Here is an 11,858-nt window from a genome sequence, read left to right as displayed (position 1 = left end):
CGGTAGCAAGCGCGCCGATCACGCCGTTGCGGCAGGCGGCGACGGCCAGGTTGACCCGGAGACGCGGAACATCGGTGCGGCGGTCAGCGGCAGCCGCAAGCCGTTCCGCAGGTCGGCGAACGCGGTCATGCTGGCAGCGTCACGCTTTCGGCCACAGCACCTCATGGGTCGCGATCGAGGCCGGAGACACCGGCACCGGCCGGGCGTTACGCCATTGCACCACACAGAGTTCGGCCCCGACCCGGCGCCCCGCCACATCGTATTTCAGGTGGCCGTCGGGGAAAAACAGCGCCGGCCCAGTGGTCATGTCGAGGGCATGGATAGCCTCGTTCACCTTGTGCCGGTCAGCGACCCCGGTGCGCTCCAGCGCCTCCTTCAGGATCAAGACGTGGACATAGCCGAAGATCGAGTCGTGGCCGAACCAGGGTTCGCCGGTGCGAGCGATGAAGCGTTTCTCCAAATCCGCCTGGTTCTTGCCGGGCCAGTTGGCGAGGCCCACCATGATGCCTTCCAGGTTCTCGGCGCCGGCATTCTTCAGCAGTTCCGGCACCGCCCAGTGACCGCCGCTGCCGATCTTCGGCAGCCGGTCGCTCTTCAAGTTGAACTCGGCGAACTTGTCGATCAGCAGTTTGTCGTCGGGCACATTGGTCGACTGCAAGACCACGAAGTCGGGCCGCGCCGAACGGATGTGCTGGATCAGCGTGGTGGCATCGGTCAGCGGCGGCGAATACACCTCGTCGGCGACGATCTTCAAACCCTGGTCCTTCGCCTCATGGTCACGCATCGGCTTCATAAAACTGACCGACGCTGCGGTGTTGTCGCCCAGGAAGGCTACCTTGGCCGGCTTCCTGCCGGTCGCCTTCTGGGCAATCTCCATGATCATCGGCAGTTCCTCCTCGGCCTGGCGCTCGGCGGTGGGTGAGGACTGGAACACATGCGTGAAGCCGCGACCGGTGATCAGGTCGGAGTAGGACAGAGTCAGCCAGGGCAGCGCGGCGCGTTCGGTGACTTCCGTCGCCGCCAGGGTGAAGGTGGACAGCCAGCAGCCGAATCCGCCAACCAGATCGGGTTCTTGCGCGACCATGCGTTGCGCGGCGTCCTTGGCCTTCTCAGCGCTGTCCTGGGTATCGTATTCGACCAGCTTAAGCTTGGCGCCGCCCATCGACTTGATCCCGCCGGCGTTGTTGACATCATCGACCGCAAGGCGGGCGCCCATCTGTTCCAGGATGCCCTGCCGGGCCCACGGGCCAGACAGCGGCACCAGCATGGCGATTTTCACCTCGGCCGGGGTCTGTGCCCGCAGCCGGCGTGGGGTAAGTGTGGCGGCGCCGGCGGCGAGGCCGAGGCCCATGCTGGTCCGGCGGGTGAAATCAGTCATGGCGTTGCTCCGTTTTTTTAGGCCGTCCGCGGCTGTGTCAGGTGAATCAACGGCTTCGGTGCCCGGTTCACCGGCACCGCCTTACTGACCGCTCGATCGGTCCACACCGCAATGCGCCGATGCGCCGAACGCGGATCGCTCCGTCGCATCGTCAACTCAGACCCAGGTAGGACTTGCGCACCCGATCATCGCGCAGCAGCGTCGCGTACGGACCGTCCAGCACCATCCGACCGGATTCCAGCACATAGCCATGATCCGACAATTCCAGCGCCTCGGCCACCCTCTGCTCGACCAGCAGGATGGTGACGCCGTCCTCCCGGTGGATTTGCGACACCCGCTCGAAAATGGTGTCGGCAACCGCCGGGGCCAGGCCCATCGAGGGCTCGTCCAGCATCAGCAGGCGCGGCGCGCAGGCCAGGCCCCGGCCGATGGCGACCATCTGCTGCTCACCACCCGACAGCGTGCCGGCGAGCTGGCTGGCGCGCTCTGAAAGGATCGGGAACAGCGTGTGGATGCGGTCCAGGGTGTGGCGCCAGGCTTCCCGTCCGGCCTTTGGATAGGCGCCCATCTGAAGGTTTTCCAGCACCGTCAGGGTCTTGAACACCTGCCTGCCCTCGGGGATATGGGCGATGCCAAGATGGGCCCGCCGCGCCGGCGCAAGCCTGGACAGATCCTTGCCCATGAAACTAATCTGGCCGCCGGCAGCCGGGACGATGCCGGAGATGGTCTTGAACAGGGTGGACTTTCCCGCCCCGTTCGGCCCGACGACGGTAACGAACTTGCCCTCCGGCACCGACAGCGAGACATCGCTCAGCGCGCGCAGCCCGCCATAGCTGACCGACAGGTTGCTGACCTCAAGCATCTTGTCTGGCCGCCCATTTCTTGCCGAGATAGGCCTCGATGACCGAGCGGTCCTCGACCACCTGGCGCGGCTGCCCGCTGGCCAGGACGCGGCCGTGATCTAGCACCACGAAGCGGTCGGCGATGCGCATCATGGCGTGCATGGTGTGCTCGATGATGACCACGGTCATACCCTCGGCGCGCAGCCGCACCAGAACCGCCAGCACCTCATCGCACTCGTCGCGCCCAAGCCCGGCCAGCGTCTCATCCAGCAGCAGCAGCCGCGGCCGGCCCGCCAGAGCGCGCGCCAGTTCCATCAGCCGAAGCTGCTTGTTGGTCAGTTGCCCGGCGGCGATGCCGGCGCGGTCGACCAGTCCGACCCGGCGCAGCGCGGCGGTGGCCGAGGCGATGGCTTCGGCATCCGCCAGACCGGCGCCATAGGCGCCGACGATCACGTTGTCCAGCAACGGCAGGCGGGGGAAACTGCGCACCACCTGGAACGTGCGTCCCACCCCCATACGGCAGACCGCATGAACCTTGCGCCCCAGCATCGGCTCGCCGGCCAGGGTGGCGCTGCCCTCGTCGGCGGCTAGCACGCCGTTCAGCAGGTTGAATAGCGTCGTCTTGCCGGCGCCGTTGGGGCCAATGATGCCCAGGATCTCCCCGGCGTTGACCTCGAAACCAACCAAGCTGACCGCGCGCAGGCCACCGAACGAGCGCGACAGGCCCTCGACCTTCAGCAATACCGAGGGCGGTGTCGTCGCGGCGGCAACCGGGCCGGGCCGATCGGCGCCCGCAACTGGGTCGGCCAGGGCAGGGCCAGCCAGGGCAGGGGATTGCGGCGAGCGTTTGAATAATCGGTCGCGGACGGTCCAGAACAGGCCGTCGGGCGAGGCCAGCATGATGCCGATGATCGCCACGCCATACACCACGCCCTGGATGCCGGGCAGGACGTTGCCAAGTTCGGCATTCAGCGATTCCGCCAGCGGCACCAGGATCGCCGCCCCGATCACCGGTCCCCAGATCGACGCCACCCCGCCGAACAGGGTGACCACGACGGCCTGGGCCGAGACCAGCAAGCCAAACACCGAATCAGGCGTGACCACCAGCAGCACGCAGGCATAAACGCCGCCGGCCGCGGCGGCGATCATGCCCGAGACCACCAGCGCACGCATCTTCCACAGCCGGGCGTTGATGCCCGCCGCCTCGGCCGCCAGCTCGTTCTGCCGGATCGCCAGCAAAGCCAGGCCAAAGCGCGAATTCTCCACCAGCATGCAGACCACTACGGCACCGACCAGTAATCCGACGGCGACCATGGTGTAGTGGCGCGGGTCGGTGAACTCCAGGAAGAACGCCGGATGCTCGCGGTGCATCGGCAGCGACATTTCCTGAAACCCGAGGTATTGCAGGAAGTAAAGTATCGCCAGCGGATAGGCCAGCATCGACAACGCGAAGTAATGACCCCGCAGGCGGAATGTCGGCAGCCCGATCAGCACCGCCGCGGCGGCGGCGACGATCATGCCAAGCGGGATGCCGAACCAGGGGGTCAGGTTCCAGTAAACCAGCGCCAGGGTGACGACATAGGCGCCGATGCCGAAAAACGAGGCGTGGCCGAACGACAACTGGCCGCCGTAGCCGGACAATATGTTCCATGAAACGCCGAACGCCGCCCAGATTGGCACCAGGGTCATGATCAGCTGGTAGTAGCTGTTGGTTACCAGCATCGACGCCCCGAGATAGCCGCCCGACACGATCGCCAGGGCGATCGCATCGCGCCGCAGCCGCGGGGCGGAATTGTATCTCATGCCGCGAACCGCATCAGGCGCGCTCCGCCGAACGGCCAAACAGGCCTTGCGGGCGCAGCAGCACGATCATCAGGAAAACCACGAAGATCGCCGCGTTCTGCAATTGCGGCGGCAGGATCAGGGCGGAGCATTGCTGCACGAAGCCGACCGTGAGGCCGCCCCAGAAGGCGCCAAGGATACTGCCCATGCCGCCCAGCACCACCCCCGAATACATGATGATGACGTAGTCCAGTCCGACGAATGGGCCGAACGACAGATAGGTCGCCATCAGCCCGCCGGCGATCGCGGTGATGCCACTGCCGAGGCCGAAGGCGATGCGATAGGCCTTGTCGGTATCGATACCCATGTAAGTCGCCGCCGTCGGGTTGTCGGCGGCGGCCCGCAGCGCCCTGCCCAGGCGGCTGTATTCCAGCACCAGATAGAGGCTGATGGCGATGACGATGGCCACCGCGCAGGCGACCAGCTGGGCCTTGTTCAGGAACACCGTGGCGTCGCCGTAGATCGGGCCAATCTCGATCGCGCTCGACGCCAGCGGCGTGCGCACCGTCACTGGGGTGGACCCAAACACGATCAAGCCGCCGTTCTGCAGGATCAGCGAGATGCCCAGGGTGACGATCAACTGGCCGAAATGCCCCTCGTCGAGCGAGCCGCTGGTGCGCAGCCCCGACACCCGTGCGATCAGCAGCTTGTGCAGCAGCGCGCCGCCGGCGAACACGATCGGACCTGCCAGCAGCGCACCAACGAACGGCCCGATATAGGGGCCGAGGAATGCCAGCACGCCGCCGCCGGTGACCAGATAGAGGCTGGCGAACATGCCCAGCATCAGCAGCTCACCCTGGGCGAAATTGACGATGCGCATGATGCCGAAGATCAGCCCCAGGCCGATGCACATCAGTCCATAGATGCAGCCGATGATGATGCCGGCGGCGACCGCGTTCAGCACGTTCTCAATGAGAACCTCGAGGTCCACCGTCCGCTGCCTCCCCCAATGGCTGCCCAGTTGGGGCGGCTTCTATTGCAGCGGTGTCTTAACCGGTCCGTGCCGGCTGCTCAAGCATGAGCCCGGTGATGGCGTGAAGCGCCGGCCGGGTGACGCCATCGATCGCATCCGCTGGCACAAGACGCACGCTGGCGTTCCGTCAGACCCCGGCACGCACTATATACCTCGATCACTCGCCGAACCCTCGACCGCAACGCTCCGCGAAAGCCCCGAATGACCGACCCCACCACCGGCCCCACTCCTGGTCCAATTGACGAAATCGCCCGCCGCCGCACCTTCGCCATTATCTCCCACCCTGACGCCGGCAAGACCACGCTCACCGAACACCTGCTGCGCGCCGGCGGCGCCATCCAGCTCGCCGGCAACGTCCGCGCCAAAGGTGAACGCCGCCGCACCCGCTCCGACTGGATGGGCATCGAGCGTGAACGCGGCATCTCGGTCGTCACCTCGGTGATGACCTTCGAATACGCCGGCTGCGTGTTCAACCTGCTCGACACCCCCGGCCACGAGGATTTCTCCGAAGACACCTACCGCACCCTGACCGCGGTCGATTCCGCCGTCATGGTTATCGATGCCGCCAAGGGTATCGAGGCCCGCACCCGCAAGCTGTTCGAGATCTGCCGCCTGCGCGACATCCCGATCATCACCTTCATCAACAAGATGGACCGCGAGGCCCGCGACCCGATCGAACTGCTGGACGAGGTCGCCTCCACCCTGGCGCTCGACACCTGCCCGGTCACCTGGCCGATCGGCCGCGCCGCCGAATTCGCCGGCACCTACGACCTGCGGGCAAGAAAGATGCACCTGATCAACGACTTGCCGCAGTCCGATCCGCGCATGCAGGCGGTCGCCGACGAGGTCGACCTGGTCCGCTCCGCACTGCCTGAATTCGACCTGGACAGCTTCAACGCCGGGCACCTGACGCCGGTCTATTTCGGCAGCGCGATCAAGGACATCGGCGTCCACGATCTGCTCGACGGGCTGGCCGAATACGGCCCCCGACCGCGCGCGCAACCCGCTGACACCCGCACCGTCGAGGCCACCGAGCCGGGCCTGACCGCATTGGTCTTCAAGATCCAGGCCAACATGGACCCGAACCATCGCGACCGTATCGCCTTCGCCCGCGTCTGTTCGGGACGCATGGTGCGCGGGATGCGCCTGAAGCAGGTGCGCACCGGCAAGTCGATCCCGCTGCACGCCCCGCAGTTCTTCTTCGCCCGCGACCGCGAAATCGCCGACGAGGCCTTTGCCGGCGACGTTGTCGGCATCCCCAACCACGGCACCCTGCGCATCGGCGACACCCTCACCGAGGGCGAGGATCTGCAATTCACTGGCGTTCCCTATTTCGCCCCCGAAATCCTCCGCCGGGTCCGGCTGGACGACGCGATGAAGGCGAAAAAACTGCGCCAGGCCCTGGTCGAACTGGCCGAGGAAGGCGTCGTGCAACTGTTCCGCCCCCAAGACGGCGCCGCCCCGCTCGTCGGTGTCGTCGGCACCCTGCAGCTAGACGTGCTGCAGGCGCGTCTAGCCGCCGAATACGGCGTGAAGATCGGCTTCGAGTCGCCATCGTTCGCCCTGGCACGCTGGGTATCCACGTCGGACAAGGGGGCGCTGGCGAAATTCATCGCCGATAACCGCGCTGCAATGGCCGACGACGTCGACGGCGACCCGGTCTTCCTGGCCAGCTCGGCGTTCATGATGCGCCGCGCCGAGGAACTGGCCCCGGCGCTGACGTTTCGCGACATCAAGGATATCCGAACCGACAAACTGGCGGCTTGATCCGGCGCCCCAAGCCGGCGTCCCACCGCCTGGCGCGGAGAAATACATGACACGGCTGCGCGAAACCATCTTGAGCGGGGACGTTCAGGGTACTCTGCTGATGCCGCGGCAGCCAAACCGCCTCGGCGTGATCGTCGCCGCCGGTTCAAGCGGCCGGGTCGATGTGGCGCGGGCGAAGCTGTTCGCATCACGCGCCGCCGCCGCGCTCGCACTGCGCTGGTTCGGCGGCGAAGGCCAGCCCCAGGGCATCTGCGAGGTGCCGCTGGAGACCTTCACCAAAGCTATCGATATGCTGGAGCGACATGGTTGCGGGCGGTTTGCCTTCGTCGGCACCTCGAAAGGGGCGGAAGCGGCTTTGCTGATTGCGGTTCGTGACCCACGCCTGGATACCGTCGTGGCGATCAGCCCGACATCGGTCGTCTGGTGCAATACCGGGCCCGGTCTCGACGGCGAGGTCTGGCCGCAACGCTCGTCCTGGACCCATGCCGGCGTCGCGCTGCCGTTCATCGCCAGCGATCCATATTGGAAACGATGCTAACGTGACGGCCTGATCTCCTACCGAAGTCTGCATGAACAAAGCCTGCTCCGGTTCGCCTCCGAAGTATCGGCCGCCACGATTGCCGTCGAATGCACCAAGGCTGAAATCATTCTTGTCGCCGGTGGCGATGATGCCATCTGGCCATCCGATACGTTCGCGAAATCCATCGCTGCGCGACTCGCAAGCTACGCAAAACATGCGAGCCTGGTGTTCAACCAGGAGGCCGGACATCGCGTCCTGTTTCCCGGTGAGAAAACCCCGCGCTCCGCCCTGCACGCCCATGGCGGAAACGACCGGGCCGACGCCGCCCTGGGCGAGGCAGCCTGGAAGGTCATGACGGAATGCCTGGATTTGCCGCCATAAACAAAAAACGCTGCTCCCGTCCGGCGAACCGGACCGAAGCAGCGCCTGAAACGGCAATCTGAGCAACTTAATTCCGTGACAACCGCGCCTGGCGGCTTGAATTACCACCAGCCAAGCCCTGCCGCCTCGTCAGCCGTGTTCAGCCTATATTCGTCCCATCACCAGCAGCACGACGACGATCAGCAACACCAGCCCCAGACCGCCGCTCGGGTAATAACCCCAGCCGCCGCTATATGGCCAACTGGGCAGCGCCCCGAGCAGCAAAACGATCAGGACAATGATAAGTATCGTCGACATCGGCCGCCCTCGGACCTTATTTCTTCAGTGCGTCACGGGCGGAATCCTTCACCCCGCCAACAGCGTTCTGAACCTTGCCGCCAGCTTTCTCAGCCGCGCCCTCGGCTTCAGTCTTCTTGTCGCCGGTCATTTTGCCCACGGCTTGCTTAATGGCACCCTTCGCCTGATGTGCGACGCCCTTGGCACGATCGTTATCCATCGCAAAACCCTCCCTTGTCAGTGAATGTCGATTACGGCTTGTATCCCGTGTTCTTGTCCGCCGAGTTGGTGATGCCCTTGCCGGCCGCGCTCAGATCCTCTCCCGCGCCCTTCGTGGTGTAGCAGGCGGCCAGCATCGGAGCGACCGCGACGAGTGCGGCGAGAGCCAGTAGCAGTCTGGCCTTTTCGCGCATGGCAAAAGTCCTTTCGATCCATTGCAGACACAGCATCACCTTGCCCCGGGAAGTATCGGTTGCAAGTCGTACGGAGATCGCATCTACCAGTTTGTTTTCACATCCCCTTGAGAACCCGCCACCGCACCGCTCCGGCACGGCTTGGCAGTCACCCGCGAATGCGGTTGACTCGGTCCATCCAGCAGGATGAACCGTCATGGCAGGCCTCTATTATGAACAGTTTTCCCCCGGCCAGGAATTCCACCATCCCTGGACTCGCACCGTCACCGAGGTGGACAACACCCTGTTCAGCGCCATGACCATGAACGTCCAGCCGCTGCACCTCGACGCCCATTTTTCGGCCGAAACAGAATTTGGGCAACGCCTGGTGAACTCGATCTTCACTCTTGGCCTGATGGTCGGCATGAGCGTGAACGACACCACGCTGGGCACCACGGTCGGCAACCTGGGCTTTGGCGAAACCAGATTCCCCAAGCCGGTATTCCACGGCGACACGCTGCGGGCCCGCACCAAGGTCCTGACCATGCGCGAAAGCCGGTCCCGCCCCAATGTCGGAATAATCGAGTTCGAGCATACCTGCTGGAACCAGCGCGACGAGATGGTGGCGATCTGCCGGCGCCAGGCGATGATGCGCAAGCGCCCGGCATGACCCGCCCGCCAGCCGAAGAACCGCCCAAGCCCTCCAGCCGGCCGGATCGGATCCAGCGCGAGGCAACCGCGCTGCGCGCCAACCTGCTGAAACGAAAACACCAGGCGCGGCAGCGTGAACAGGCGAAACCGAAGCCGGATCGATGACCCGACTCGCCGCAGCTTGCAAGACCGCCGGCTTCGGGTCCACGCATGACTGCTTCCCCTCTTCATCGCCCAGCAGTGTCGCACCACGTTGGCAACTCCCCGATCCGCCGTTAGTGGACCGTCTGGCCGCTACCGAATGGAACAAACCGGCGGTTGCTTCGAGTTCGATCGGAGTGCGATGAGCCACCGTGGGCGCCCGCTACTTGCGTCACCGCCGCGGCTAACCTCCATTATGGATCAATGACCGCGATCCAGGACCCGCCGCAATCGCGCATCGCCGCCAACGTGATGCACTTCGCCAGGTTGCTGCGCCGCGCCGGACTGCCGGTCGGCCCGGCAGAGATCATCACCGCCCAGCACGCGCTGACCGGTATCGACCTGGGGTCGAAGACCCAGGCGCGCACCGCGCTGCGCGCCGCGATGATCCACCGCCACGACCACCAGGAGGTGTTCGACCAGGCGTTCGCGCTGTTCTGGCGTGATCCTTCGGCCGCCGAACAAGCCGCCGCCATGGCGCTGCTCGACGCGGCCAAGCAGCCCAAGCCGGAACGCCCAGCCCCCGCCTCACGTCGCGTCGCCGAGGCGTTCGCCCGCAAGGGCGACCAGCCGCCGCGCCCCAAGGAAGAGCCACCGGTCACCGACATGACGATGACGGTCTCCGAGCAGGAACGGTTGCAGCGGATGGATTTCGAGGCGATGGGCGCGGCCGAGATCGCCGAGGCCAAACGCGCCATCCGCCGCCTGGTGCTGCCGCTGGACCTGCGCCGGACCCGCCGCAAGCGCCCCGACCAGACCGGACCGGTCACCGATCTGCGCCGCACCATCCGCACCAGCCTGCGCCAGGGCGGGGAGATCCTCAGCATCGCCCGCAACCGCCGGGTCACCCGTCCGCCGCCGCTGGTGGTGCTGTGCGACATCTCCGGCTCGATGGCCCGCTACGCGCAGATCCTGCTGCACTTCCTGCATGCCGTGACCAACGACCGAGACCGCGTCCAGGTATTCCTGTTCGGCACCCGCCTGTCCAACGTCACCCGCCAGTTGCGCGCCCGCGACCCCGAGGTCGCGTTTCAGATGGTCGCCCACGCGGTGCCCGACTGGTCCGGGGGCACCCGTATCGGCGAGGCGGTCGCCAGTTTCAACCAGCAATGGGCCAAGCGAGTGCTGGGGCAGGGCGCGGTGGTGCTGCTGATCACCGACGGCCTGGACCGCGACGGCGCGCAAGGCCTGGCCGAGAACATGGACCGCCTGCACCGCTCCTGCACACGGCTGGTATGGCTCAATCCGCTGTTGCGATGGGACGGGTTCGAACCAAAGTCACAGGGTATCCGCGCCATGCTGCCGCACGTCGACGAATTCCGTCCGGTGCACAACCTGGCCAGCCTGCGCGGCCTGATCGATCTGTTGTCGCGGCCCGCCCCGCGGGCCGTCGTGATGAAGGGAAGCCATCCATGACCATCTCCGAGGTCGAGAACGTGTTGTCCACCGCCGTCGCCTGGCGCGCCGCCGGCGAGCAGGTGGCGCTCGCCACGGTCACCGAAACCTGGGGCAGTTCGCCGCGCCCCGCCGGCAGCCAGATGGCGGTCACCAAGTCCGGCCGCATGGCCGGATCGGTATCCGGCGGTTGCATCGAAGGCGCCGTCGCCGACGCGGCGATGCAGACGATCGACACCGGCAGCCCGCAACTGTTGGATTTCGGCGTCAGCCACGAACGCGCCTGGGAGGTCGGGCTGGCCTGCGGCGGCAAGGTCAAGGTGTTCGTCGAGCGCTTGAACTAAGGCCCCGTCCTGAGGCTCCATCCGCCGGGACGGCGGCGCGAACCGACCACGATCCACCGGAACAGCGGCGTGAACGACCATCCGTCGGCACAGGGTTGCGCCCGAGCCCTCCCTTTTTCGGTTGGGCGCGCTATCATGACGAACCCTGTCGCGGATGAACCCTATGACCCCAGAAATCCTCGCCGCCCTTGACCGGGCCAAGCAAGAAAAACGCCCGGTCGTCTTGGCAACTCAACTGCCGTCGGGCGAGCAGCGTCTGCTGCCCGACCCGGAAGCGCCGGCCGATCTCAACGATGCCGCCGCCCGCGCGCTGCAGCGCGACGAAAGCGGCACCGTCAAGCTGGGCGGCATCGATTTCTTCCTGCACGCCTACAACCCGCCGCTGCGGCTGATCGTGGTCGGCGCGGTGCACATCGCGCAGGCGCTGGTGCCGTTCGCCGCGCCCTGCGGGTTCTCGGTCACCGTAGTCGATCCGCGCCGTTCGTTCGCTTCCGACGAACGATTTCCCGACGTCGAAATCTCCACCGCGTGGCCGGATGAGGCGCTGGACGAATTCGTCCCCGACAGCCGCACCGCGGTGGTCACCCTGACGCACGATCCGAAGCTGGACGATCCCGCGCTCGACCGGGCGCTGAAGTCACAGGCGTTCTATATCGGCGCGCTGGGATCGCGGCGCACCCACGCCGCCCGCCTGCAGCGGTTGCGCGACCTCGGTCATCAGGACAACGTCCTGTCGCGCATCCGCGGCCCGGTCGGACTGAATATCGAGGCGGTCACCGCCCCCGAGATTGCGCTGTCGATCATCGCCGAGATCGTCGCGGTGCGACGCAACGCACCGCTGGCGCGTGATCGCGCTGGGCGGAACCTCCAAGGCGCGTGAATTATGCGACAAAACA

Annotated in this window: 15 protein-coding genes; 8 read left to right on the top strand and 7 right to left on the bottom strand. The window is 65.9% G+C overall.

All coding sequences use genetic code 11. The features are described from left to right. Positions 1 to 139: 139 nt before the first annotated feature. The 4 genes from ACQY4Y_RS00880 to ACQY4Y_RS00865 all read right to left on the bottom strand — a co-directional run bounded on the left by ACQY4Y_RS00880 (position 140) and on the right by ACQY4Y_RS00865 (position 4,993). Entirely contained in the window at positions 140 to 1,378 is a 1,239-nt protein-coding gene (locus ACQY4Y_RS00880; RefSeq protein WP_428488689.1) for an ABC transporter substrate-binding protein, read from the bottom strand. Positions 1,379 to 1,529: 151 nt separating this feature from the next. Next, complete coding sequence (locus ACQY4Y_RS00875; protein ID WP_428488688.1) at positions 1,530 to 2,240, bottom strand: ABC transporter ATP-binding protein; 711 nt, start codon at positions 2,238 to 2,240, stop codon at positions 1,530 to 1,532. Then, the gene (locus ACQY4Y_RS00870; RefSeq protein ID WP_428488687.1) at positions 2,233 to 4,023 is read right to left on the bottom strand and encodes an ABC transporter permease subunit; all 1,791 of its coding nucleotides are present in this window, start codon (positions 4,021 to 4,023) and stop codon (positions 2,233 to 2,235) included. The genes ACQY4Y_RS00875 and ACQY4Y_RS00870 overlap by 8 nt, the downstream gene beginning before the upstream one ends. Positions 4,024 to 4,036: 13 nt before the next feature. Further along, complete coding sequence (locus ACQY4Y_RS00865; protein ID WP_428488686.1) at positions 4,037 to 4,993, bottom strand: branched-chain amino acid ABC transporter permease; 957 nt, start codon at positions 4,991 to 4,993, stop codon at positions 4,037 to 4,039. Between the two features lie 243 nt (positions 4,994 to 5,236). Between ACQY4Y_RS00865 and ACQY4Y_RS00860 the strand changes: the two genes are divergently transcribed. Genes ACQY4Y_RS00860 through ACQY4Y_RS00850 form a run of 3 tightly spaced genes read left to right on the top strand, consistent with a single transcriptional unit; the run spans position 5,237 to position 7,703 of the window. Further along, a complete protein-coding gene (locus ACQY4Y_RS00860; protein WP_428488685.1) occupies positions 5,237 to 6,802 on the top strand; it encodes a peptide chain release factor 3 in 1,566 nt (521 codons plus the stop codon). A 46-nt stretch (positions 6,803 to 6,848) separates the two neighbouring features. Beyond that, complete coding sequence (locus tag ACQY4Y_RS00855; RefSeq protein WP_428488684.1) at positions 6,849 to 7,340, top strand: hypothetical protein; 492 nt, start codon at positions 6,849 to 6,851, stop codon at positions 7,338 to 7,340. 9 nt (positions 7,341 to 7,349) lie between these two features. Beyond that, positions 7,350 to 7,703: an acyl-CoA thioester hydrolase/BAAT C-terminal domain-containing protein gene (locus ACQY4Y_RS00850; protein WP_428490704.1), complete on the top strand. Its 354-nt coding sequence runs from the start codon at positions 7,350 to 7,352 to the stop codon at positions 7,701 to 7,703. A gap of 144 nt (positions 7,704 to 7,847) precedes the next feature. On the opposite strand, the gene ACQY4Y_RS00845 is transcribed toward ACQY4Y_RS00850, so the two are convergent. Genes ACQY4Y_RS00845 through ACQY4Y_RS00835 form a run of 3 tightly spaced genes read right to left on the bottom strand, consistent with a single transcriptional unit; the run spans position 7,848 to position 8,392 of the window. Then, positions 7,848 to 8,000, bottom strand: a complete 153-nt coding sequence (locus ACQY4Y_RS00845) for a DUF3309 family protein (protein ID WP_428488683.1) — start codon at positions 7,998 to 8,000, stop codon at positions 7,848 to 7,850. 16 nt (positions 8,001 to 8,016) lie between these two features. Further along, positions 8,017 to 8,199 (bottom strand): CsbD family protein, encoded by a 183-nt coding sequence (locus ACQY4Y_RS00840; protein ID WP_428488682.1) that lies wholly within the window; start codon positions 8,197 to 8,199, stop codon positions 8,017 to 8,019. A gap of 31 nt (positions 8,200 to 8,230) precedes the next feature. Continuing rightward, positions 8,231 to 8,392, bottom strand: a complete 162-nt coding sequence (locus ACQY4Y_RS00835; protein WP_428488681.1) for an entericidin A/B family lipoprotein — start codon at positions 8,390 to 8,392, stop codon at positions 8,231 to 8,233. A gap of 196 nt (positions 8,393 to 8,588) precedes the next feature. On the opposite strand from ACQY4Y_RS00835, the gene ACQY4Y_RS00830 reads away from it, so the two are divergent. The 5 genes from ACQY4Y_RS00830 (at position 8,589) to ACQY4Y_RS00810 (ending at position 11,842) form a co-directional block, all read left to right on the top strand. After that, the gene (locus ACQY4Y_RS00830) at positions 8,589 to 9,041 is read left to right on the top strand and encodes a MaoC family dehydratase (protein ID WP_428488680.1); all 453 of its coding nucleotides are present in this window, start codon (positions 8,589 to 8,591) and stop codon (positions 9,039 to 9,041) included. After that, the gene (locus ACQY4Y_RS00825; RefSeq protein ID WP_428488679.1) at positions 9,038 to 9,187 is read left to right on the top strand and encodes a hypothetical protein; all 150 of its coding nucleotides are present in this window, start codon (positions 9,038 to 9,040) and stop codon (positions 9,185 to 9,187) included. The genes ACQY4Y_RS00830 and ACQY4Y_RS00825 overlap by 4 nt, the downstream gene beginning before the upstream one ends. 240 nt (positions 9,188 to 9,427) lie before the next feature. Further along, entirely contained in the window at positions 9,428 to 10,639 is a 1,212-nt protein-coding gene (locus ACQY4Y_RS00820) for a vWA domain-containing protein (RefSeq protein WP_428488678.1), read from the top strand. Next, the gene (locus tag ACQY4Y_RS00815) at positions 10,636 to 10,962 is read left to right on the top strand and encodes an XdhC family protein (RefSeq protein WP_428488677.1); all 327 of its coding nucleotides are present in this window, start codon (positions 10,636 to 10,638) and stop codon (positions 10,960 to 10,962) included. The genes ACQY4Y_RS00820 and ACQY4Y_RS00815 overlap by 4 nt, the downstream gene beginning before the upstream one ends. Positions 10,963 to 11,125: 163 nt before the next feature. Further along, the gene (locus ACQY4Y_RS00810; protein WP_428488676.1) at positions 11,126 to 11,842 is read left to right on the top strand and encodes an XdhC family protein; all 717 of its coding nucleotides are present in this window, start codon (positions 11,126 to 11,128) and stop codon (positions 11,840 to 11,842) included. Positions 11,843 to 11,858 lie beyond the last annotated feature (16 nt).

Source organism: Rhodopila sp. (assembly GCF_965277165.1).
In the GTDB taxonomy this organism is placed as follows: Bacteria; Pseudomonadota; Alphaproteobacteria; order Acetobacterales; family Acetobacteraceae; genus Rhodopila.
This window is presented reverse-complemented; position numbering and strand designations above follow the sequence as displayed.